22 protein-coding genes are annotated in these 21450 nt (G+C 63.3%); 10 read left to right on the forward strand and 12 right to left on the reverse strand.

Annotation, left to right across the window (positions count from 1 at the left end):
* Positions 1-21: 21 nt before the first annotated feature.
* Positions 22-954: an alpha/beta hydrolase gene (locus O7B34_RS08920; protein ID WP_337145702.1), complete on the reverse strand. Its 933-nt coding sequence runs from the start codon at positions 952-954 to the stop codon at positions 22-24.
* Positions 955-1141: 187 nt separating this feature from the next.
* Here O7B34_RS08920 and O7B34_RS08925 point away from each other — a divergent pair, with 187 nt between their 5' ends.
* Positions 1142-2149 carry a ribonuclease T2 family protein gene (locus tag O7B34_RS08925; protein ID WP_337145703.1) on the forward strand — a complete coding sequence of 336 codons (1008 nt, stop codon included), beginning with the start codon at positions 1142-1144 and terminating at the stop codon, positions 2147-2149.
* A gap of 49 nt (positions 2150-2198) precedes the next feature.
* Here O7B34_RS08925 and O7B34_RS08930 read toward each other — a convergent pair whose 3' ends face one another.
* The gene (locus O7B34_RS08930) at positions 2199-3485 is read right to left on the reverse strand and encodes a GGDEF domain-containing protein (protein WP_337145704.1); all 1287 of its coding nucleotides are present in this window, start codon (positions 3483-3485) and stop codon (positions 2199-2201) included.
* Between the two features lie 253 nt (positions 3486-3738).
* Here O7B34_RS08930 and ettA point away from each other — a divergent pair, with 253 nt between their 5' ends.
* The 3 genes from ettA to O7B34_RS08945 all read left to right on the forward strand — a co-directional run bounded on the left by ettA (position 3739) and on the right by O7B34_RS08945 (position 7444).
* Positions 3739-5388 carry an energy-dependent translational throttle protein EttA gene (gene ettA, locus O7B34_RS08935; protein ID WP_337145705.1) on the forward strand — a complete coding sequence of 550 codons (1650 nt, stop codon included), beginning with the start codon at positions 3739-3741 and terminating at the stop codon, positions 5386-5388.
* 45 nt (positions 5389-5433) lie between these two features.
* Positions 5434-6204, forward strand: coding sequence for a trans-aconitate 2-methyltransferase (gene tam / locus O7B34_RS08940; RefSeq protein ID WP_337145706.1), 771 nt, complete (start codon positions 5434-5436; stop codon positions 6202-6204).
* A 118-nt stretch (positions 6205-6322) separates the two neighbouring features.
* Complete coding sequence (locus O7B34_RS08945; RefSeq protein ID WP_337145707.1) at positions 6323-7444, forward strand: beta-ketoacyl-ACP synthase III; 1122 nt, start codon at positions 6323-6325, stop codon at positions 7442-7444.
* An 11-nt stretch (positions 7445-7455) separates the two neighbouring features.
* Here the strand turns inward: O7B34_RS08945 and O7B34_RS08950 are convergent, their stop codons facing one another.
* The 3 genes from O7B34_RS08950 to O7B34_RS08960 form a co-directional block, all read right to left on the reverse strand.
* Positions 7456-8022, reverse strand: coding sequence for a methyltransferase family protein (locus O7B34_RS08950; RefSeq protein ID WP_337145708.1), 567 nt, complete (start codon positions 8020-8022; stop codon positions 7456-7458).
* Between the two features lie 117 nt (positions 8023-8139).
* Positions 8140-8538: a glyoxalase/bleomycin resistance/extradiol dioxygenase family protein gene (locus O7B34_RS08955; protein WP_337146121.1), complete on the reverse strand. Its 399-nt coding sequence runs from the start codon at positions 8536-8538 to the stop codon at positions 8140-8142.
* 11 nt (positions 8539-8549) lie between these two features.
* Entirely contained in the window at positions 8550-8972 is a 423-nt protein-coding gene (locus O7B34_RS08960; RefSeq protein WP_140717598.1) for a hypothetical protein, read from the reverse strand.
* Between O7B34_RS08960 and O7B34_RS08965 the strand changes: the two genes are divergently transcribed.
* Together O7B34_RS08965 and O7B34_RS08970 are read left to right on the forward strand one after the other, a co-directional pair.
* The gene (locus O7B34_RS08965) at positions 8962-9732 is read left to right on the forward strand and encodes a TetR/AcrR family transcriptional regulator (RefSeq protein ID WP_337142782.1); all 771 of its coding nucleotides are present in this window, start codon (positions 8962-8964) and stop codon (positions 9730-9732) included. The genes O7B34_RS08960 and O7B34_RS08965 overlap by 11 nt on opposite strands.
* 4 nt (positions 9733-9736) lie before the next feature.
* Positions 9737-10354, forward strand: coding sequence for an MOSC domain-containing protein (locus O7B34_RS08970; protein ID WP_337145709.1), 618 nt, complete (start codon positions 9737-9739; stop codon positions 10352-10354).
* Between the two features lie 73 nt (positions 10355-10427).
* Here O7B34_RS08970 and O7B34_RS08975 read toward each other — a convergent pair whose 3' ends face one another.
* The 4 genes from O7B34_RS08975 to tsaA all read right to left on the reverse strand — a co-directional run bounded on the left by O7B34_RS08975 (position 10428) and on the right by tsaA (position 13344).
* On the reverse strand, positions 10428-11267 hold the full coding sequence (locus O7B34_RS08975; protein WP_337145710.1) for an SDR family oxidoreductase: 840 nt from the start codon (positions 11265-11267) through the stop codon (positions 10428-10430).
* 154 nt (positions 11268-11421) lie between these two features.
* Positions 11422-12378, reverse strand: a complete 957-nt coding sequence (locus O7B34_RS08980) for a D-amino acid aminotransferase (protein ID WP_337145711.1) — start codon at positions 12376-12378, stop codon at positions 11422-11424.
* A gap of 130 nt (positions 12379-12508) precedes the next feature.
* Complete coding sequence (locus tag O7B34_RS08985; RefSeq protein ID WP_127281028.1) at positions 12509-12823, reverse strand: DUF2293 domain-containing protein; 315 nt, start codon at positions 12821-12823, stop codon at positions 12509-12511.
* Entirely contained in the window at positions 12820-13344 is a 525-nt protein-coding gene (gene tsaA, locus O7B34_RS08990) for a tRNA (N6-threonylcarbamoyladenosine(37)-N6)-methyltransferase TrmO (RefSeq protein ID WP_337145712.1), read from the reverse strand. The genes O7B34_RS08985 and tsaA overlap by 4 nt, the downstream gene beginning before the upstream one ends.
* 203 nt (positions 13345-13547) lie before the next feature.
* Here tsaA and O7B34_RS08995 point away from each other — a divergent pair, with 203 nt between their 5' ends.
* Positions 13548-14570 carry an ArsR/SmtB family transcription factor gene (locus tag O7B34_RS08995; protein ID WP_027141621.1) on the forward strand — a complete coding sequence of 341 codons (1023 nt, stop codon included), beginning with the start codon at positions 13548-13550 and terminating at the stop codon, positions 14568-14570.
* Complete coding sequence (gene metF, locus O7B34_RS09000; RefSeq protein ID WP_337145713.1) at positions 14570-15487, forward strand: methylenetetrahydrofolate reductase [NAD(P)H]; 918 nt, start codon at positions 14570-14572, stop codon at positions 15485-15487. Before O7B34_RS08995 ends, metF begins: the two co-directional genes overlap by 1 nt.
* A gap of 439 nt (positions 15488-15926) precedes the next feature.
* Here metF and O7B34_RS09005 read toward each other — a convergent pair whose 3' ends face one another.
* Positions 15927-16844: a DMT family transporter gene (locus tag O7B34_RS09005; protein ID WP_337145714.1), complete on the reverse strand. Its 918-nt coding sequence runs from the start codon at positions 16842-16844 to the stop codon at positions 15927-15929.
* Positions 16845-17156: 312 nt separating this feature from the next.
* Between O7B34_RS09005 and O7B34_RS09010 the strand changes: the two genes are divergently transcribed.
* The gene (locus O7B34_RS09010; protein WP_337145715.1) at positions 17157-18377 is read left to right on the forward strand and encodes an alanine racemase; all 1221 of its coding nucleotides are present in this window, start codon (positions 17157-17159) and stop codon (positions 18375-18377) included.
* On the opposite strand, the gene O7B34_RS09015 is transcribed toward O7B34_RS09010, so the two are convergent.
* The gene (locus tag O7B34_RS09015) at positions 18374-19105 is read right to left on the reverse strand and encodes an SDR family oxidoreductase (protein ID WP_337145716.1); all 732 of its coding nucleotides are present in this window, start codon (positions 19103-19105) and stop codon (positions 18374-18376) included. The two genes, O7B34_RS09010 and O7B34_RS09015, sit on opposite strands and share 4 nt — an antisense overlap.
* Before the next feature lie 121 nt (positions 19106-19226).
* On the opposite strand from O7B34_RS09015, the gene O7B34_RS09020 reads away from it, so the two are divergent.
* Entirely contained in the window at positions 19227-20135 is a 909-nt protein-coding gene (locus tag O7B34_RS09020) for a LysR family transcriptional regulator (RefSeq protein ID WP_337145717.1), read from the forward strand.
* A 20-nt stretch (positions 20136-20155) separates the two neighbouring features.
* Here the strand turns inward: O7B34_RS09020 and O7B34_RS09025 are convergent, their stop codons facing one another.
* Positions 20156-21334, reverse strand: coding sequence for a lytic murein transglycosylase (locus O7B34_RS09025; RefSeq protein ID WP_337145718.1), 1179 nt, complete (start codon positions 21332-21334; stop codon positions 20156-20158).
* Positions 21335-21450 lie beyond the last annotated feature (116 nt).

Below are 21450 nucleotides of genomic sequence, written 5' to 3' on the forward strand. Positions count from 1 at the left end.
TCCTTGCAATGGGCCAACCCGTCACGCCTTCAGGACAGTGTCCGCCCAGTTGGCGAAATCGTCCATGATGGTGTCGCGGTTCACCTCGTTCAGGCTTTCGTGGCGGGTTTCGGCGTAAACCTTTGAAACCAGATTCGAAAAGCCCATCCCGCGCATGCGACTGGCGAGATGGGTGATGCCCTTGCCGTAGTCCGAGGCAGGGTCTTTTTCGCCGCCGACGATGGCGACGGGGATGTCGCGGCGCACAGTGGCAAAGCCTGCATCCTTGCCGCCGTTCAGCGCCAAGGCGACCACATCGCGCCACATCGAGATGGAGGCATCCCAGCCGCAGAGCGGATCGGCGATATATTTCGCCACCTCCGCCTCGTCGCGCGACAGCCAGTCAAACAAGGTGCGATGGTTGGGCACCGCCTTGCCCCAGGCCTGGAAGGTAAGTTTCGGCAGCAGGCGCGACGGGACATCGGAGCCCAGCCGCATCCGTTCCCAGGCAAGGATACCGAGCGCCACCTGGCCGAGCAGGCCTTGCGAGAAATTGCCGTTCCAGATCGCGGCGGCATGGATGCGGTTCGAATGGCGCAGCATGAAATTCAGCGCCACGGAGGCGCCCATCGAGTGGCCGAAAAGGATCACCGGCAGGTCAGGCTGCTCGCGGGCGATGAGATCGTGGATGGCGTCGACATCGGCGATCACCTTGGCCGGGCCGTCCTTGTCGGCGAATCTGCCGAGCGGCGCGTCGGGCGCCTTGGTCGCTCCATGGCCACGGTGGTCATGGACATAGACATGGAAGCCCCGGGCGGCGAGGAAACCGGCGAAGCGGTCGTAGCGAGCGGCATGTTCGGCCAGGCCATGATTGATCTGGATCACCGCACGCGGAGGGGTGTCGGCCTGCCGGACGAACAGATTGAGGTCGGCGCCGGTCGGCGAGCGAACCACGCGCTGCTGGCTGAATGGCATGCCGGCCGGTCTCTCCCTGGTTCCGCCCTCGTGATGTCCAAACTGTGTGCGCCGGTGCCAGATTTGCGTCAATCCGGCCTGCCGGTTTTTCGACGACGATCTTTCTTGCCACGAGCCCGCAAAATATCGCAATTCTGACATGGAGACAGCTTCAGTCTGTCGCCCACTTTCCAGCAGGGGATTCTGCATGCGCATTGCTGTTGTTTTCGGATTGGCCTTGCTGGCGGGATCGCTGGCGGGCGCGGCGCATGCCGACGTCAAGATGAGCGGCACCTTCGTGGCCGACGCTGCCTGTCCGGCGACGCAGGCGATCAAGAACGGCAAGAACCCGGGCAATGTCTCGACGGATGCGGGCAAGACCTACCAATTGCTGGCCGGCAACAAGGACGCCCCGACCCACTACCTCATCCTGGTGCCGGGTGCCGATCCCGAGCGCCGCTGGGTGAAGGTCAGCTGCGGCCATCTCTCGGGCAGCAGTGCCGCGACCGTGCCGGCGGCTCCGGGCGGGCAAGGCAAGCCCGCGCCCTCGGGGAAACCCGAATACGTTTTCGCGTTGAGCTGGCAGCCGGCCTTCTGTGAGACCAAGTCGAACAAGACCGAATGCAAGGCGCAAAACCCTAGTGAGTTCGATTCCACCAACTTCACGCTGCACGGTCTGTGGCCGCAGCCGAACGGCAATTTCTATTGCCAGGCTTCGGCCAGCGACAAGGCCAATGACAATCCGGCTCACTGGCAGGACCTGCCGCCGGTCAACCTCGATGCCGACACCCGCACCGAGCTCGACAAGGTGATGCCCGGCACCGCCTCGAAGCTGGAACGGCATGAATGGATCAAGCACGGCACCTGCTACGGCAAAAGCCAGCAGGAGTATTTTTCCGACGCTCTTCATTTGATGCGTGAGGTCAACAGTTCGCCGGTGCGCGACCTCTTCGCCAAAAATATCGGCGGCAAGCTGACCGCGGATCAGATCCGCGGCGCCTTCGACCAGGCCTTCGGCGCGGGAGCAGGGGACCGGGTGCGGGTGTCCTGCCTTATCGATCCGTCGAGTGGCCGGCGGATGATCGGCGAACTGACGCTTGGCCTTGCCGGTCCGATCGGCCCGAACAGTTCGCTCAAGGACCTGCTGCTGGCCTCGGTGCCGACCAACAAGGCCGGTTGCCCGACCGGGACGGTCGATCCGATCGGCTTCCAGTAAGTGCGGGATCGCCGCTTCCGGTAAGCCGGCGCGGCCGTCGCGGAGAGAGCTAGATCTGGGCTGACCTGGTCCAGGCAATGGCGACGTCGGCCTCATGCCCACCGGGTTCGCCGACGACGCGGTCGCGTCCGGTCGATTTCGCCTTGTAAAGGCGCTGGTCGGCGAGCGCGAACAGATCGGCCAGGCACTGCGTCGTTTCGCTGACGGTGGAAACGCCGGCGCTGACGGTCAGCTCGAAGCGGCTGGTGGCGGCCGACGCCTTGAGCGCGGTGCGGACGCTTTCGCCAAACAGCCTGGCGACGGAATGCGGACGCGAACTCAGGATGGCGAATTCCTCGCCGCCGATCCGGAACACCTGGTCCTCGGCGCCTGCCGCCTCGCAAAGTACGGTTGCAACCGCCTTCAGCACCTTGTCGCCCTCGGCATGGCCGAAACGGTCGTTGATCGACTTGAAGTGGTCGACATCGACGATGAGCAGGCTGAGCGGCCTCGCCGTGCGCAGGCTGGCCTGGACGGCGGCTTCACCGTCGGCATCGAAGCGTCCGCGATGCAACAGGCCGGTCAGACCGTCGCGGCCGACATGCTCGACCAGCGCTTCGTAGCGTTCGCGATAGGTCAACGTCTCGAAAATGTCGGTCAGGCCGCGCGGCATCTGGACGTCGCGGACCTCGAACCATTTGAGATAGGCGACCAGCATGGCACTGAAAGTCAGTGCCGCCGCCATCTTGGCGAACCAGCCGCCGAAGAAGACCGCAATCGGTGCGCCGGCAACAAAATGCAGCGCGGTGAAGAAGCCGGCCTGGTCGAAGGTGAGCACGCAGGCAACCGAAACCAGGATGCGCACGAACCGCGCCTTGCGCAGCGTGCGCCCAAGCTTTTCATAGAGCAGGATGATCAGGATGGCGTCGATGACCAGCAGCGTCGTGCCCCACACCATCAACCAGCCCATCTCGTCGATGAAGCCGATGTCGGGGAGCCGGCCATCGGGAAGCGGAGCGATGGCGTGCAGGCGCAGGAGCAGAACCAGCCCGATCATCACCGCATTGCCGAGCAGCAGGCCATAGATCGGCTGACGCACGGTGGCGGCATCTTCCTTTATGTAGAGCAGAAGGAGCATCACCAGTTTGCCGGAAAAGAGCACCGCCGAGCCCGGCGACACCATGCCGAACGGCAGGGCGACATAAAAGACGCTGGCGAGATAGGTCTCGAGGAAATGCATGACGCCAAGCGCGCAGACGAAGACGCCAAGGCCGATGCGCTTGCGGAAGCGGAAAAGCGTCACCATAACGCTGAAGTAGACGACCGCTTCGGCAAGGAGCAGGAAACTGTTCAGCAATGCCGTCGATCCGATCTCTCTCTGGAAATCGCGGCAAGCCGGCGATTCCACCCGATCCTGTTTTGACGCGGAAGGGTTAACCAGGGATTTCCGCGCGCGATCGACCGGTTGAAAACTTGGCTGTCGGTGCACACTTGTCCTTGTGGTTGGCTCGATGTGGCAAAAGCGATTGCCGTTCGGCGCCGCATCGCCTACATAGCGGCCAACCTCCATTCAATTCGACAAATCCAGTCATTTTTCAGGGAAAGCGCGCGTGGCACGCCAGTTCATCTATCACATGGCCGGCCTCAACAAGGCCTATGGCACCAAGAAGGTGCTCGAGAACGTTCATCTGTCCTTCTACCCCGACGCCAAAATCGGCATCCTCGGCCCGAACGGCGCCGGCAAGTCGACGATCCTCAAGATCATGGCCGGCATCGACAAGGACTGGAGCGGTGAGGCGTGGCTCGCCGAAGGCGCCACGGTCGGCTACCTGGCGCAGGAACCGGCGCTCGACCCCGACAAGACCGTGTTCGAGAACATCATGGAAGGTGTCGCGGCCAAGACCGCCATCATCGAGCGTTACAACGAATTGATGATGAACTATTCCGACGAAACGGCCGACGAGTCGGCCAAGCTCCAGGACGAGATGGACCGGCTGAACCTTTGGGATCTCGAACAGCAGGTCGAGATGGCGATGGAAGCGCTGGGCTGCCCGCCCAAGGATGCCAATGTCACCAAGCTGTCGGGTGGCGAGCGCCGCCGCGTCGCGCTCTGCCAGCTGCTGCTGCGCCAGCCTGATCTTCTGCTGCTCGACGAACCGACCAACCATCTCGACGCCGAGACGACGGCGTGGCTGGAAAAGCATCTGCGCGCCTATCCCGGCGCCGTGATGATCATCACCCACGATCGCTACTTCCTCGACAATGTCACCGGCTGGATCCTGGAACTCGATCGCGGCCGCGGCATCCCGTATGAGGGCAACTACACCAAATATCTCGAAGCCAAGGCCAAGCGCCTCAAGCAGGAGGGCCGCGAGGACGACGCCCGCCAGCGCGCCATCGGCCGCGAGCGCGAGTGGATCCAGTCGAGCCCGAAGGCCCGCCAGACCAAGTCCAAGGCGCGTATCCAGGCGTTCCAGGACCTGCTCGATGCAGCCGACAAGCGGCGGCCGACGGATACGCAGATCGTCATTCCGCATGGTGAGCGGCTCGGCAACGTGGTCATCGAGGTCGAGGGCCTGTCGAAAGGCTTCGGCGACACGCTGTTGATCGAAGGCCTCGAATTCAAGCTGCCTCCGGGCGGCATCGTCGGCGTCATCGGCCCGAACGGCGCCGGCAAGACGACGCTGTTCCGCATGATCACCGGCCAGGAAAAGCCGGATGCGGGCTCAGTGCGCATCGGCGAGACGGTGAAGCTCGGCTATGTCGACCAAAGCCGCGATGCGCTCGATCCGTCGAAGACCGTCTGGGAAGAGATCTCGGGCGGCGCCGAAGTGGTCAAGCTCGGCAAGTTCGAGGCCAACACCCGTGCGTACTGCGCTTCGTTCAACTTCCGTGGCGGCGACCAGCAACAGAAGGTCGGCAATCTGTCCGGTGGTCAGCGCAACCGGGTGCACCTGGCCAAGATGCTGAAGACCGGCGGCAATGTGCTGCTGCTCGACGAACCGACCAACGATCTCGATACGGAAACGCTTGCCGCACTCGAAGACGCGCTGGAAAATTTTGGCGGCTGCGCCGTCATCATCTCGCACGATCGCATGTTCCTCGACCGTCTGGCGACGCACATCCTCGCCTTCGAGGGCGACAGCCATGTCGAATGGTTCGAAGGCAATTTCGAGGACTACGAGCAGGACAAGATCCGCCGGCTCGGGCCCGAAGCCGTCAACCCGCACCGCATGACCTACAAGAGGCTGACGCGGTAAGGGGCACCGGGGCGGCGAATTCTCAAGCAGGCATGAGGAGCTCGAATGGCTGATTGGTCCGCCGCCCAATATCTGAAATTCGAGGACGAGCGCACGCGGCCGGCGCGTGACCTCGCAGCCCAGGTGCCGGTGGATTTTCCGCGCCGCGTCGTCGACATCGGCTGCGGGCCGGGCAATTCGACCGAACTTCTGGTCGAGCGCTGGCCGGATGCGCAAGTGAGCGGCTTCGACACGTCTCCCGACATGATCGAAAAGGCGAGGGCGTGCCTGCCCAATGTCAGCTTCGACCTCGCCGATGCCTCGACATGGCAGCCGGCCGAGCCGGTCAACGTGATCTTCGCCAACGCGGTCTTCCAGTGGCTGCCGGAGCATCCGGCGGTGTTCCAGCGTCTGATGGGTTTTCTGGCGCCCGGTGGCGCGCTGGCCATCCAGATGCCTGACAATATGGCCGAGGATTCGCATCGGCTGATGCGGGAAACCGCGGCGCAAGTGCCTTTCGCGGCAAAGATCAGGGGTGCGGCCCGCGCACCGCTGCCGCCGGTGTCGTTCTATTACGACCTGCTGTCGCCGCTCTCCGCTCGGCTCGACATCTGGCACACCATCTACAACCATCCGCTGGCCGACGCCGAGGCAATCGTCGAATGGGTGAAGTCGACCGGGCTGAAGCCGTTCCTCGATCCGCTGGACGCGGACGAGCGCAAGCTGTTCCTAGACAGCTACACGGCCAAGGTCGCCAAGGCGTATCCGAAGACCGCCGATGGCAAAGTGCTGCTGCGTTTCCCCCGCATTTTCATCGTCGCCAAGCGGGCGGGATAGGCTGGCGTAAACCCTGGTTTAAGCCGACGTAAACCGGCCGAGTGAGAAAAGTGTTGCGCCGAAGCGTTTCGGCGCCCACATGAAGCCGCAATGCCCGCGGACGGGACGGACTGGAAACATGCATCGCGTCATCATCAGCGGCATCGGCGCTGAAATCCCCAAGCCTGTCATCACGAATGAGGAACTGGTCGCCAGCTTCAATGCCTGGGTCGACACCGAGAACGCGCGGCGCGAGGCTGCCGGCGAGACGCTGCTGCAGAAATCGGATGCCGACTTCATCGTCCATGCCTCGGGCGTGCGCGCCCGCCATGTGATCGAGCGGGAAGGCATTCTCGACCCGACCCGCATGGCGCCCCGCATTCCGGCGCGCCCGGACGACGCGCTCTCGCTGCAGGCGGAATTCGGTGTCGCTTCGGCCAGGAAGGCGATCGAGCACGCCGGCATCGAGGCGTCGGACATCGATCTGGTGATCTGCTCGTCCTCGCATCAGCAGAGGCCGTATCCGGCCATCGCCATCGAAATGCAGGAGGCGCTGGGCACGAGGGACGCCGGCTTCGATATGGGACTTGGCTGTTCGTCCGCGGCGGCTGCGCTGCACATGGCGGTCAATCTGGTGCGCTCGGGCGCGCACAAGCGCATCCTGGTGACCACGCCCGAGATCATCACGGGCCATCTCAATTTCCGCGACCGGCAGACGCATTTCATCTTCGGGGACGCTTCGGTGTCGATGGTGGTGGAAGGCCTCGCCCAGGGCGAGAAGCGGCCGGGTCGCTTCGAGGTGCTGGACACGCGCATCTGGACGCAGATGTCGAACAACATCCGCACCAATCTCGGCTACCACACGCGTACCGCCCAGGACGATCCCTACATGATCAACCTGGAGGGCAACCTCATCAAGCAGGTCGGCAACAAGGTGTTCAAGGAAGTCACCGTCGCCGGGCACAAATTCATCGTCGAATTCCTGGCCGAGCATGGGCTGACGCCACAGGCGGTCCGACGCTTCTGGCTGCATCAGGCCAATGCGCGCATGAACGCCATGATCCTGAAACTGGCCTTCGGCCATGATGTCGGCCATGACCGCGCGCCCATGGTGCTGGAGCGGCTCGGCAACACGGCGGGCGCGGGTGCCATCATCGCGCTGTCGGAGAACCATGCCGATATGAAGCCCGGCGATTTCGGTCTGATCTGCGCCTTCGGCGCCGGGTATTCGATAGGCGGCGCGCTTATCAGAATGCTTTGAGTAATGTCGTGTCAGGCCGGCGTGAACGGAACCAGCATCGGCACCCGCCTGGCGTACTCGTCGTAGGCGGGGCCGAGTTCGTCGCGCAGGAAATGCTCCTCCAGCCTCGCCTTAATGACGACGCCGATGATGAGCAGGGCCGTACCGGCAGCGCCCCAGACCGTGCCCTTCGCCACCATGGTGGCGAGCACCGCCAGCAGCAGCCCGGTGTAGATCGGATGCCGGACCAGGCGATAGGGGCCGGTGTCGACCACGCGATGATCCGCCTTGGCGGTGACCGTGGGGGACCACAACCGCCCGAGATGGATCCGCGCCCACCACGCGAAGCCGATGCCGACCGCGATCAGGGCAACGCAGGCCCAGGCTTCGGCAAGGGTCGGCGTCCACAACCTCAGCCTGCCTTCATAGCCATGCGCTGGAACGAACAGCAGGACGGTGCCTGCCAGCCAGAAGACGCGATAGCGAGCCTCCGCCCCGATGGTGGCGCGCTTTTGCGCCGGATCGGCCCACAGGGCAGCCGCGATCCATGTGACCACCCAGATCAACCAAAGCGCTGCGATCGCCGCTCCGGGACGCATGAGAACCTCCGTCGACGGTCCGGACTTCACCATGAAGCCGATGCAGCGCGGCGACAATTGGGCGCGGCGGCGTTTTTTCGGTAAGAAGGTTGTGATCGAGCGGTCTGCAACCGGCCTCTATTCATTGGAGCAACTGAACATCCACTGCACACCAAAGGCGTCGACCAGCATGCCGAAGCTGTTCCCCCAATATTGCCGGGCAAAAGGCACTGTGATCCGGCCGCCCTCGGCCATGCGTGCGAAAAGCACGCGCATCGCGGCCAGACCGTCGAAATCAAGCATCATGGCGGAGCCCTTCATCGGCTCCGCGTCGTCATTGTCCGAGGCGTGGAACAGCACACCTGGACCTTCGAAGCGTGCATGCAGGACTTTTCCGCGCATGGCTTCGGTGCGCACCGGCATATTGTTGTCGCCCCAGCGCAGCAGGATCGTTGCCCGACCAAGGCCGCATTGTTCGTAGAAGGCCAGCGCGGGCTCGCAGTTGGTGGTGAAGAACAGCGAAGGGGAGAGCCGCATCATCCTGTTCATCACCGCGCGGCGGCGGTGGCGGCCGCGATGAGCGCGTCGCCGGTATATTGCCTGTCACCGATGCCCCAGCCGCCGTCGGGCGCGTTGACGATGTTGATCCAGGTGTTTTCCGGCTTGTGGCTGGGTACGCAGAGTTCGCCGACAATCCGGGCGGCGGCGGCAATGAAGATCTTGCGGGCTTCGATTGAGCCAAGGGCGATATTGGGTAGCTTCAACTCGACCATGACAACCGGCCGGTTGGCGCCACCTGCATAAATGTGGCGCGGCGGCAGGATATGGACGGTGCCGCCGACGATCGCGGTGAAGAATGAATTGCCGGTGGCGCCGGAGGCTTCGATGAGTGCAGCGCTCAGGCGTGGCAGGATTTCGCGCTCTCCAGCGGGGATCAGTACGCCTTCCGGCGCGGTCACGGTGATCGGCATTGCTTTTCTCCTTGGGTTGCACGGCCTTTCCGGGAGGTCATCTTCCGGTTTGCCTGGTTACGTATCAATTGATATGTTATGTGGGAAAGGTGAGTCAACAGGTTTCGTATCGATCACTATGGAAAACTCGGACAAGTCACGCGGTGGCCGGCCGCGCGCATTCGACCCCGACCGGGTGCTCGATGCCGCGATGCATCTTTTCTGGGAGCACGGCTATGAAGCGACGTCGCTGGCCATGCTGCGCGAAGCGATGGGGCTGACGCCGCCACAGATCTACAACGCCTTCACCGACAAGGAGACTTTGTTTCGCAAGGCGTTGACGCGCTACCACGAGACCGAAATAAGCTTCGCGCTGGAAGCGCTGAGCGCGCCGGTGTCGACGGGGGAGGCGATACGGCGCTTGCTACTGGGCGCCGCGGCGGCCTATTCCAGGCCCGGCAAGCCGGGCGGATGCCTTTTCGTCAGCGGCGCGCTGGCGGCCTCGCCGCAGGCGCAAGCCATTGCGGATGAACTCAAGGCCTATCGCAAGGCGAGCGAGGCGGCGATCGCGGCGCGGCTGGCCAAAGGCAAGGCAGAAGGCGAATTGCCGGAAAACCTCGCCGTGGAAGGCTTAGCCAAATATATTGCAGGCGTCATGAACGGCATGTCGATCCAGGCACGGGACGGCGCATCGGTGGAGGAATTGCGCATTATGGCCCGAACCGCTCTTGCGGCCTTGCCGGGTGAAGGGCAAAACCAGGGCACGTCATCCAAGGAATGAAGTCATGCTGGATCTCTTTCCCGAGGCTGAAAAGCCGGCCGGAATCATTCCGTCGAAGAAGCTTACCGCCCGCGCGGCCGCGCTGTACGTCGCGCCAGCGGACGATTTCCAGACGCGTCCGGTGGACGAATTGCGGCTCGGCTTCGACGGCATTTCAGGCGACTTCCATGCAGGACCGACGCGCCGCTCCGGCGGGCGCGAGCCCTGGTATCCGCGCGGCACCGAGATGCGCAACGAACGGCAGATATCGATCGTGGCGGCGGACGAATTGGGCATCGTCGCTGAACGGATGGAACTCGCCGAAATCAAGCCGGAATGGATCGGCGCCAATCTGGTGATCGACGGCGTGCCGCATCTGTCGATGCTGCCGGCCGGCACGCTACTGTTCTTCAAGGGCGGCGTGACCCTCAAGGTCGACGCCCAGAACGGGCCATGCCGCATCGCCGGGCGATCGATCGCTGAAAACGCTGGAATGGCCGACGTCGAAGCCGGCGCGCTGTTGTTTCCCAAGGCGGCGAAGCGGTTGCGCGGTGTGGTCGCCTGGGTTGAAAGGCCCGGCATCGTCAGGGCTGGCGAAGAGATATCGGTGCGGGTGCCGGAACAATGGATTTATCAGGCATAGTCGCGCGCTCGCATCGTGGCTGAGGTGAGAGCTACGCCGCCTGTGAGGCGGCGGCGCAGCAAAACACCTGATGTCAGCCTTTGCGGTTCTTGTTGGCGCCTTGCGCCATGACGGAGACGTGGTCCCATTTGTCCCAGGTGGCGAGGCGGTTGGCGTATTCCTGACGTATCATCGGCAGGCCGCCATCGCCGAAAAATACCCGCAGCGGCGGCTCGTCGGCATCGACGATGGCCAGCATGGCCGGACCGGTCGCCTCGGGATCGCCGGCGACCGAGTTGGCGCGGCGCTCGGCCATCCTGGCGCGGGCAGGCGCATAGGCCCCGATAGGCTTGGAGACCTTGGCCGATGCTCCCGACCAGTCGGTGGAGAAGCCGCCCGGCTCGACCAGCGTGACATGAATGCCGAATTCCGCGACCTCGATGCTGAGCGACTGGCTGAAGGCTTCCAGCGCCCATTTCGAGGCATGGTAGAGGCCGAGCGAGGCAAAGGCGTTGACGCCGCCGATCGACGAGATCTGGATGATGTGGCCGGACCGCTGCGCGCGCATGATCGGCAGGGCGGCCTGGGTGACCCACAGCGCGCCGAACACATTGGTCTCGATCTGGTCGCGGGCTTCCTGCTCGCTGACTTCCTCGATGGCGCCGAAATGGCCGTAGCCGGCATTGTTGATGACGACGTCGAGCCGGCCAAAGCGCTTGTGCGCCTCGGCGACAGCGGCATCTACGGCTTTCTTGTCGGTGACGTCGAGCTGAATTGCGGCGACGTTGTCGCCGTATTTCTCGACCAGATCGGCGAGCGTGCCGGTGTCACGGGCGGTCGCGGCGACGCGGTCGCCGCGCGCCAACGCGGCCTCGGCCCAGACGCGGCCAAAGCCTTTGGACGATCCGGTGATGAACCAAACCTTTGATGTCATGATGTGGAATCCTTGCCCCTGCGGGCGCAATTTCTGGATGAAAGCGGAGGCTTCTCCGCTTTCGGGCATATACGGCCTATCCCGTGATTTTCCAGAGGCGGGCGGAAATCTTTTTGAACTTGGGGCTTTCCAGTAGAACAAGAAATCGTGTGAATCAGGGGTAGTTCACCAAATTCGACCAAGCCGGGTCGTCGTGTTTTTGCCAATAGAGCGCCATCAGTCGGCTGGTGATCGGCCCGACCTTGCCGTCGGCGATGTCGGCACCGTCAATCTCCGTCAACGGCATGATGCCGCCGGCCGTCGAGGTGATGAAGACTTCGTCGGCGCCGCGCAGCATGGCCACGCTAACATTCATGGCCGTCGCCGAGAGTCCGATCTCTGCGCAAAGATCGAAGACGGTGCGGCGGGTGATGCCCGGCAGCACGCCGATGGCCGGTGTCGACAGTCTGCCGTCCTTGACGCAGAAGACGTTGAAGCCAGGACCCTCGGCGACATTGCCGTTGAAGTCGAGAATGAGGGCCGTCTCGGCGCCGCGATCATAGGCATCGTAGAGGCCGCGCACGAGGTCGAGCCAGTGATAATTCTTGATCGCCGGATCGATCGAGGCCGGCGGAATGCGCACCTTGTCGCTGATCGCGACACGCAGGCCGCGCTGCAACTGCTCGGCATTGGCGACCGAGCCGAACGGCACGGCGAACGCCATGAAGCGGTTGATCGCCTGGCGCGGGTCGCGGCTGAAGGTCGGCGAGGCGCCGCGCGTGCACAGCATCTCGACATAGGCGGCGCGATGACCTGACAGCGCGACGCAATTGTGCAGGATCTCGGCCACACCATCGCGATCGAACGGGATCGTCATGCGCAGCTTTTGCAAGCCGCCGAAGAAACGGTCGAGATGCAGATCGAGGCGGAAGAAGCGGCCGTTCCAGACATGCACCGTATCGTAGGTGGCGTCAGAGTGCAGAAAACCCCAATCCAGCACCGAGACCTTGGCTTGTGACATTGGCAAGTACTGGCCGTCGAGGAAGGCAATGCCTTCGGGATAGGCGTGCGGGTCGACATGGCGATCGCCCACAATAGGCAGCGGCGGTGTATCCTGTGCGATTTGGCTCATCGGCAGCTCCTTGCCATTGCGTCACAAGCTATCGGCGGCAGGCCGGGTGCATAGAACCAGCACTCCGACTTCAATCAAGATGAAGATCGGCCAGCATTACGAGTGAGCACCATCCGGCCCGGCAATAATGTCATTCCTCCTCGTCATCGGCGTCGAGCAGGCGGGTGGCGCGCCAGCGCGTGAGCACGATGTTGGTTTGCTCGATGACGAAGAAACGCGCCGAGTCGCGATCATAGCCCTCGGCCAGCAGCTTTTCGTAGTCGGTGTGCATGTGACGGATATGGGCAATCGTCGCCAGCCAGACCGCGATTGTCGGCGGCAAGGTCTTCATATGCACGGAGCCGGCGTCGGTGCGGATCTTCTCCATGTCGGCATAAGGCGCCAGCGGCAAAAGTGCTGTCAGCGCCTTGGCGATGGCGCGGCGGCGGCCGGTCGGCGCGCTCATCGCTCCTCGCGCCCCTCAACGGTCGCCTCCGATATAGCGTCGGTCGAGGCGAAATAGGGCTTGATGTCGACGACCGGCGTGCCGTCGAGCACGTCGATGGCGTCGAGATCGATGCGCCCGGTGGCAATGTCCAAACCGACGAGCTTGGCTACATGCAGGCCGATCGGGTTCGGCCGGGCAGGGGAGCGCAACCCGAATACGCCTTTTGCTTCAGCCGCATGGCGGGGTTTTTGAACGATCAGATTCCGCGGCGCGTGATGCAGCCAGGACAGGATGACGACGTGGCTGGCGCGGTCCAGCCCACGCAGCCCTTCGCGATAGGGCGCTTCGATGGTGAGCGCCGCCGGCTGTCCCGTTTCGCGCGCTGCGCGCATGTTTTTCGGGCAGCTTTCCCGGGTGGTCCATGGCGAGGCGATACGGCCGATGAAGACGATGCCGCTATCGGGAGGCATCGTTGCCGGATCCTGGGCCAGCCTCTGCTCGCCTTCACGTGCCTCGAACATCTCACTCAGCCCGGTCATTGCCTGTCTCTGTGCTGGGCCTGTCTCTGTGCTGGGCCTGTCTCTGTGCTGGTGCATGCCATTGTCTCAAACCGCGTTTCAGGTGACCTGGACCGGGAAATCACGCATGCGGCATTTTCTGGTCCGGAAGCGACATAGCGCTTGCAAGGCCGCCAAAATCGACATAAACATATGTTTATATCTTTTTCAAAGAGAATACGCTGATGCATGTCTCGCTCGACACCATGGTGGATACGCTTAAGGCGGCGGCCGAATCCAGCCGCCTGCGCATATTGGCACTGTTGTCGCGCGGCGACCTCACCGTTTCCGACCTTACCGAAATTCTCGGCCAGTCGCAGCCGCGTGTCTCGCGACACCTGAAACTGCTGCTCGAGGCGGGGCTGATCGGCCGCTACCAGGAAGGGTCGTGGGCATTCTTCCGCCTGTCGGACGCAGATTCGGCGCGAGACTTCGTGATGGGGCTGGTTTCCAGCATTCGCGGCGCCGACCCGCAGGTCGAGCGCGATCTGGAGCGGCTGACCTCGGTCAAGCGCAAGCGCCAGGACCGCGCCACCGCGTATTTTTCGCAGAACGCCGCAAGCTGGGATCATATCCGCTCGCTGCATGTGCCTGACCGCGCCGTCGAGGCCGCGATGCTGAAGCTGGTCGGCAAGCGGCCGTTCCAGTCCATGCTCGACCTTGGCACCGGCACCGGGCGGCTGCTCGAAATCTTCTCGCCGCTCTACCGGCGCGGCATCGGCATCGACATGTCGCGCGAGATGCTGACCGTGGCGCGCGCCAATCTCGACAAGGCCGGCGTTTCGAATGCGCAGGTGCGGCAGGGCGATATTTTTTCGCCGCCTGTCGAGCGCGATGCCTTCGATCTCGTCACCATCCACCAGGTGCTGCACTATCTCGACGATCCGGCCCGCGCCATCCATGAGGCGGCGCGGCTTTTGCGCCCGGCCGGCCGTCTGGTCATCGTCGATTTCGCGCCGCACGCGCTGGAGTTCCTGCGTGACGAGCACGCGCATATGCGTCTCGGCTTTTCCGACCGGCAGATCGGGGACTGGTTCTCCGAAGCCGGCCTCGATCTCGAGGATGCCCAGGAATTCGAACCGCGCAGCGGCAACGAGGCCAGGCTCACCGTCAAGCTTTGGCTTGGCCGCGACCGGCGCCTGCTGATCGCCGATCCCGCCAACGCCAGCCAGCAGACCAGAGTGAGCTCGATAGGGGAAATCGCCTGATGAACCAGTTTCGTTTTTCCCGCCGTCCCGATATCGGCGACAAGGTCAGGGTTTCGTTCGAGTTCTTCCCGCCGAAGAACGACGAGATGGAAGCGAGGCTATGGGACACGGTCACAAGGCTGGAGCCGCTGAAGCCGAAATTCGTCTCGGTCACCTATGGCGCCGGCGGCTCGACGCGCGAGCGCACGGCGCGCACCATTGGTCGCATCCTGAAGGAGACCAGCCTGACGCCGGCAGCGCACATGACCTGCGTCGATGCTGCCCGCCATCAGGTCGATGCGGTGATCCAGGAATTCACTGACATGGGTGTCAAGCGCTTCGTCGCCTTGCGCGGCGATCCGGCGGAAGGCGTCGGCGCTGCCTACCGTCCGCATCCGGACGGCTACGCCAATGGTGCCGAGCTGGTTGGGGCGCTGAAGGACGCCGGCGATTTCGACATCTCGGTTTCGGCCTATCCGGAAAAGCATCCGGAAAGCCCTGACTTCGCCACCGACATCGACATGCTGAAGCGCAAGGTCGACAATGGCGCGACACGGGCGATCACCCAGTTCTTTTTCGACAACGATCTCTACGAGCGTTACGTTGAGCGCGCGCGCCGCGCCGGCATCTACATCCCGATCGTTCCCGGCATCCTGCCGGTGCACAATTTTACCCAGGTCGCCAATTTCTCGGGCCGCTGCGGTGCACTGGTGCCGGCATGGCTGGCCGAGCGCTTCGACGGTCTGCAGAACGATCCGCAGACGCATGCGCTGGTGGCTTCCGCCGTGGCGGCCGAACAGGTGCTGGACCTGGTCGAGCGCGGCGTTGGCGATTTTCACTTCTATACGATGAACCGGGCCGATCTGGTGTTCGCCGTCTGCCACATGATCGGCATCCGCTCGCATGAGGCGGAGGTGGCGGGTTCCGCTGCTGCGTAAGGCTCGGCTGGAAAAGCAAAAGGCCGGGTAAAAAACCCGGCCTTTCGAATTGGTTAAACTATCTGGTGCTGGTCTTCCCCGTCTTGGCGGGTTCAGGGAAGGACGCCCATAATGAGGGCGCCGATGAAAGCAAACGCAGCACAAATCATCAATGCGTTGATTGGCCTCGTAAGTCCCATGACATAGCCTCCTCTTAAAGAGCTATCCCCTGGAGTCTAGGTTCATTTGTGCCACAGGCAAGCGGAAAATATGCTGCATTGCGACGTGATTGTGAGATTCGCGACCTCTGTTTTGCCGTTAACCGTTGAAACCCTTCGGGAAAAACCCGCTTCAGGCCTGTGAATAAATTATGGCGGTGGCGTGTCGATGCTGTGTCATGGCAGCGCTACCGCCGCGAAAGTCGCATTCGATTTTCGCGTCGACCATCCCTTGCCCGGCCCTAACGGTGACCGAACACTCGTCCGTCGATTGTGAGAAGACCGAGTCCGATAAGCACCACGCCGCCGATCTCGAACAATTCCAGCCGTTCGCCAAGGAACAGAAAACCGAGCAGCATGGCGCTGGCCGGCACGATCAGCGTGACCAGCGAAGCATTGGTGGCCCCGGCCGAGGCGACGAGGTTGAAGTAGAGGATATAGGCGAAGGCCGTCGACAGAAGCGCCAGCGCCAGCACCGCCGTCCACACCGGCGGCGAGGCCGAGAACAAGCCGGCCGGGCCGTGGGCGAAGAGCACGATCGGGATCATGATGATAGTCGAAGCCGTCAATTGTCCGGTGGCGACGACCGGCGAGGGCACGCCCTTGAAGCGGCGGGCGACCATCAGCGCAACGCCATAGGAGAGCGAGGCGCCGATCAGCGCGAATTTGGCCCAGACCGGGCCGCCAAGGCCCGCGAGCAGGCCGGGACCGATCATCACAGCCGTGCCGGCGACACCGAGGGCGATGCCGGCGAGCTTGTTCCAGGACAGCTTTTCATCCGATGTCAGAGCGTTGGCGAGGATCAGCGTCCAGAACGGCGTCGTGGCATTGAGCACGGAGGCGACGCCGGCACCCAATTGGGTCTGACCGGCGAAGATCAGCGAGAAGGGGACGACGTTGTTGGTGAAGGCCAGCAGGAAGAACAGGCCGGCATGCGGCAGGGCGAGACGGAAGGAGGGGCCGCGCAAGCCGAGATAGAGCTGCAGCGCCAATGCGGCGATGGCGACGCGAAACAGAACCAGCACCAATGGGTGAAGCTCCGCCACCGCGATGCGGGCGAAGAAGAACGAGCCGCCCCAGATCGCGCCGAGCAACAGCAACTGCCCCCAGTCCCTGAGCGTCATCGGTCCGCGTGCTGCAGATGCTGCTGCCATAGCCATGTGATTTATCCTCCCCGGACGGCTCGAATGCCGGCCAACCAGGCAGAAGCCATATCCGGTCCGCCGGCAAGGGCCACCCGAAACTTGACCGACAGCCAAGCTCCCCGACAAAAGGCTAGTGCCGCACCGTCAGCAGCGCGAGACACAGAATTGTTTTCATTGCAGCGCCGCGCGTCTCCAGAGACGCGCAAAGGACGCTGCGAGATTCATTCCTGGCGCATGATCCTTTCCGAAAGTCGAAATTGACTTTCGGGGTCATGCGCTAGCCGCTAGCTTGGATTAATTGTGCGAGCTGAAGTCGGTGATTCGTCCATGCAGCGATTCGAGAATGCAAGCGAAGCGGCACTGGCGCTTCGCCCGGACGACCCGGTCTACTGCTTCCGCCCGCAGGTGCTCAAGGCCGACGCCTTGCAGTTCATGGGCATGTTCCCCGGCAAGACCGCCTATGCGGTCAAGACCAATGGCGAGCAGATCGTGCTGAAGACACTGGTCGAGGCCGGCGTCACCGCCTTCGACGTCGCTTCACCAGGCGAGTTCGCCGCTGTGCGCGCCGTCTCGCCCGATGCCGAGATGCTCTACATGCACCCGGTCAAGGCGCAGTCGGACATCAAGCTCGCGCTGGAAAAATACGGCATCCGCGTCATCTCGCTCGACCACGAGGACGAGATCACCAAGCTGACCCGGGTGGTGCGGGCCCTCGATATCGACCCGGGCGCGGTTACCGTCTTCGTGCGTGTGCAGACCAAGGGGCATGCCGCCTACGAACTGTCGAAGAAATTCGGCGCTGGGCCTGCCTATGCGGTCGAACTCGCCGAGCGGCTGAACCGCACCGGCTATAAGGTCGGCCTCTGTTTCCATGTCGGCAGCCAGATCGAGGATCCCGACACCTATGAGCGGGCACTGGCCTCGGCCGACTGGGTGCGTAACCGGCTGACTTTCGACATCGCCGGGCTCGATGTCGGCGGCGGCTTTCCGGCCGAATACGGACATGATCCCAATCGCAAGCAAATCGAGATGCCGTCGCTCGGCCAGATCATGTCGCGGCTTTCCGGCGACCTGAAGGAATATCAGTTCGACCAGATTCCGCTGGTGGCGGAGCCGGGCAGGGTGATCGTGGCGCGCTGCCTGTCGCTGATCGTGCGCGTGCTCCTGCGCAAGGGCAAGCGGCTCTACATCAATGACGGCATCTGGGCGTCGCTGTCGGATTCATGGACCGGCAAGATCACGCTGCCGGCACGCTTCATCCCCGATCCGGCGATCCGCGCGCGCAATGGCGACGAGAACAAGATCGTGCCGTTCAAGGTGTGCGGCGCGACCTGCGATTCCGTCGACATCCTGTCGCGGCCGTTCTGGCTGCCGGAGACCGTCGACACCGGCGACTGGATCGAGATCGGCCATATCGGCGCCTACTCGCTGTCACTCAGGACCCGCTTCAACGGCTTTTATCCCGACACGTTCGTCGAGGTGACGACGCCCTTCGACGAGGGCGACGCGCCGCAAGGGTTTGCGAGCCTGGAGACGATGGCGGATTAAGCCACGCCACCGCCGGCCTGGATGTTCTCGCCAGTCAACCAGCGGGCCTCGTCGCTGGCCAGGAAAACGGCAACGTCGGCGACATCGCGCGGCGCACCAATCCTACCGAAGGGCGACATGCCGGCCGCCACGGCGCGATCGCGCTCCGGCAGAAGGTCCGTGTCGGTGAAGCCTGGCGATAAACTATTGACGGTAACGCCGCGTGGACCAACCTCGCGCGACAGCACGCGCACGAATTGTTCCACGGCGCCCTTGCTGCCGAGATAGAGCGCGGTCTGCGTGAAAAACATCTTCGTTCCGCCTGTGGAGACCGCGATGATGCGACCGCCGTCCCGCACACGGCGAGCGGCCTCCTGAAGCGTGAAGAAAGTGCCTTTGGCGTTGGTATCGAAGACAAGGTCGAAATCCGCTTCACTGGCCTCGACCAGCGGTTTGATCACGGCGACGCCGACATTGGCGACGACGATGTCGAGACCGCCCAATTGGCTTTCTGCTTCGTCGAACAACCGGCGGACATCGGAGACATTTGAAATGTCGGCCTGGATGGCGATCGCCTTGCCACCCCTGCTCATGATGGCCGCCACAACATCGCCAGCGGCCTTGGCATTGTCGACATAGTTGACGGCGACGCTGGCACCGTTGGCGGCGAGCCCTTCGGCAATGGCGCGGCCGATGCCGCGCGAACTGCCGGTGACGATCGCGGTTTTGCCCTGAAGCGTTTGAGACATGATCAATTCCTTTCGACCGTTCGTGACCGCGCGATGTGGCTTCCACGGTCGAAAATAGGCCGAAGCCATTGATCGTATAATGGGCTATTATCTGACCTGCCTGTTAAGCCTGGGGTACACAATGCGCGGGTCCGAATTTTCCGAGCTCAAGGCTTTCGCGACGATCGTGGAGGAGGGCAGTTTCATCCGCGCCTCTGCCAGGCTCAGGATTTCGCCGCCGGCCCTCAGCCAGACAATCCGGCAGTTGGAGGCACGTCTCGGTGTCCGCCTGCTCAATCGCACGACACGCAGCGTATCGCCGACCGCGGCCGGCGATACGCTTTTCACGCGGCTTGGCCCTGTTTTCAGGGAACTGGAAGGCGCGGTCGCCGATATTCATGCCTCGCGCGATCAGCCGGCGGGTTCGCTGCGCATCAACGTGCCGCGCGTGGCCGCGATGCGGTTCATCGCGCCGATCCTGGGCGATTTCCAGCGCGTCTATCCCGATATCAGCCTGACGGTCATCGTCGACGACATGCTGACAGACATTGTCGAAGGACGCTTCGATGCCGGCCTTCGGCTCGGCGAGCGGCTGGAAAAAGACATGGTGGCGGTGAAGCTGAGCGGGGACCTGCAAATGGCCGCGGTGGCCGCTCCCGCCTATCTCGCGGGACGCAGCACGCCTCGTCGTCCCGGCGATCTGCACCAGCATCGCTGCATCAACTTCCAATGGCCAGGCGGCGGCAACATCTACCGATGGGAGTTCGCGCGTGGCAAAAGGGCGCTGGAAATCGCGGTCGAAGGCAGGCTGACCGTCAACGACACCGACTTGCTGCTCAACGCGGTGCTGAGCGGTGCCGGTATTGCATACATGATTGATTATCAGGTCCGTCCCTGGATCGAGAACGGCCAGTTGGTCCGGTTTCTGGAGGCCTGGTCGCCCAGCTTCCCCGGCTTCTATCTGTACCATCCGAGCGTGCGGCATGTGCCGCCAGCCTTGCGGGCGTTCATCGATTTTGTACGGGAGAGGAAGGAAGTGAGTAGCGGGTAGCTTCCCTACCGACCTTTCGCTTATAATTTTCCCAGCAGCTCCGGCGTCGGCCAGCCATCCACCGGCAGGCCTAGCCGCATCTGCTCCTTGCGGATGGCTTCGCGGGTGTTGGTGCCCAGGATGCCGTCGACCGTGCCGACGTCGTAATCCCTGGCCTCGAGCTTGGTCTGCAACGCCTTCATCTGCTCGTTGTCGAGACCCGGCTCGGGATTGCGCGGATCGAGCGGCGGCGCGCCCGCCAGCCGAGCGGCGAGATTGGCCGCGGTCAGCGCGTAGGTGAAGGACTGGTTCCATTCGAGATAGACGTCGAAATTCTCGTAGGTAAGGAAGGCCGGACCCTTGCGGCCCATGGGCAGCGCCAGGCCGGCCTTCAGGCCCTTGTCGATCAGCTCCGAACCGTCGGGGTTGGTGACGCCCCACTGCGCCCACTGCGTCAGCGGCAGCTTGTTGGTGCGGCCGGTCTGGTCCCACGGCATCTCGTCGGGCACGCGCACTTCCTGGATCCAGGGCTCGTCGCGCTTCCAGCCGCGTGACAGCACCTTGTTGCCCGTGGTCATGATCACGTCCGGCACGCTGTTTCTAAGGTCGATCTCGCCGTCGCCGTCGCCATCAACGCCGCGCGCAAGATAGTCGGACGGCAGGATCTGCGTCTGGCCGATCTCGCCGGCCCAGGCGCCGGTGACATCGGCCGGCAGCACGCCGCGATCGATCAGTTCCAGCAGCGGCACCAGTTGTTGGCGGAAAAGCTGCGGGCGGCGGCAGTCATGCGACAGCGTCACCAGTGCGCTCAGCGTATGGAAATCGCCCTGCACGGCGCCGAAATCCGTTTCAAGCGCCCAGAAGGCGGTGATAACAGGCGCCTGGACACCGAACTGCTGGTCGGCGCGGGCGAAGACATCGGCGTATTTCGTCATGTTCGCCGCACCTTGCTTCAGCCGGTAGGCAGAGATCATGCGGTTGGAAAATTGGATGAAGGTTTGCGTGAAGACGCCCTGCGCGCGGTCGCGCGCCAGGGCCCTCTCGTCGATCCTGGCGTCCTCCAGCGCATCGAGACCGACGGCGCCGACACCGGCAGCCTTGGCTTCCGCCGCCACGCCCTGTTTCCAGGCTTCGAAATCGCCGCCGCATTCCTGCGCCATCGCCGGCAAGGCCGTGGCGCACAAAAATAGCGCCGCGAGGGCTTGGGAACGCAGTCGCATCAGCTTCCTTTCGAAACGAAGAGGGCATTGTCGTGCCTAGAGCCCAACGCCCTGCGGTTGCACTCTCTACCGCTGGCAGTGTCGAAAAGCAGGCGGCAGGCCCGGTGTCAACGGGT

Source organism: Mesorhizobium sp. Cs1299R1N3 (genome assembly GCF_037179625.1).
Taxonomy (GTDB): domain Bacteria; phylum Pseudomonadota; class Alphaproteobacteria; order Rhizobiales; family Rhizobiaceae; genus Mesorhizobium; species Mesorhizobium salmacidum.

Coding starts and splice junctions, on each gene's coding strand:
- O7B34_RS08945 (WP_337145707.1), top strand. CDS start 6,323: ATGCATCGCGTCATCATCAGCGGCATCGGCGCTGAAATCCCCAAGCCT.
- tam (WP_337145706.1), top strand. CDS start 5,434: ATGGCTGATTGGTCCGCCGCCCAATATCTGAAATTCGAGGACGAGCGC.
- tsaA (WP_337145712.1), bottom strand. CDS start 13,344: ATGACCGGGCTGAGTGAGATGTTCGAGGCACGTGAAGGCGAGCAGAGG.
- O7B34_RS09015 (WP_337145716.1), bottom strand. CDS start 19,105: ATGTCTCAAACGCTTCAGGGCAAAACCGCGATCGTCACCGGCAGTTCG.
- O7B34_RS08980 (WP_337145711.1), bottom strand. CDS start 12,378: ATGAGCCAAATCGCACAGGATACACCGCCGCTGCCTATTGTGGGCGAT.
- O7B34_RS08985 (WP_127281028.1), bottom strand. CDS start 12,823: ATGAGCGCGCCGACCGGCCGCCGCCGCGCCATCGCCAAGGCGCTGACA.
- O7B34_RS09020 (WP_337145717.1), top strand. CDS start 19,227: ATGCGCGGGTCCGAATTTTCCGAGCTCAAGGCTTTCGCGACGATCGTG.
- O7B34_RS09010 (WP_337145715.1), top strand. CDS start 17,157: ATGCAGCGATTCGAGAATGCAAGCGAAGCGGCACTGGCGCTTCGCCCG.
- O7B34_RS08950 (WP_337145708.1), bottom strand. CDS start 8,022: ATGCGTCCCGGAGCGGCGATCGCAGCGCTTTGGTTGATCTGGGTGGTC.
- O7B34_RS08970 (WP_337145709.1), top strand. CDS start 9,737: ATGCTGGATCTCTTTCCCGAGGCTGAAAAGCCGGCCGGAATCATTCCG.
- O7B34_RS08955 (WP_337146121.1), bottom strand. CDS start 8,538: ATGCGGCTCTCCCCTTCGCTGTTCTTCACCACCAACTGCGAGCCCGCG.
- O7B34_RS08995 (WP_027141621.1), top strand. CDS start 13,548: ATGCATGTCTCGCTCGACACCATGGTGGATACGCTTAAGGCGGCGGCC.
- O7B34_RS08975 (WP_337145710.1), bottom strand. CDS start 11,267: ATGACATCAAAGGTTTGGTTCATCACCGGATCGTCCAAAGGCTTTGGC.
- O7B34_RS08925 (WP_337145703.1), top strand. CDS start 1,142: ATGCGCATTGCTGTTGTTTTCGGATTGGCCTTGCTGGCGGGATCGCTG.
- metF (WP_337145713.1), top strand. CDS start 14,570: ATGAACCAGTTTCGTTTTTCCCGCCGTCCCGATATCGGCGACAAGGTC.
- O7B34_RS09005 (WP_337145714.1), bottom strand. CDS start 16,844: ATGGCTATGGCAGCAGCATCTGCAGCACGCGGACCGATGACGCTCAGG.
- O7B34_RS08960 (WP_140717598.1), bottom strand. CDS start 8,972: ATGCCGATCACCGTGACCGCGCCGGAAGGCGTACTGATCCCCGCTGGA.
- O7B34_RS09025 (WP_337145718.1), bottom strand. CDS start 21,334: ATGCGACTGCGTTCCCAAGCCCTCGCGGCGCTATTTTTGTGCGCCACG.
- O7B34_RS08920 (WP_337145702.1), bottom strand. CDS start 954: ATGCCATTCAGCCAGCAGCGCGTGGTTCGCTCGCCGACCGGCGCCGAC.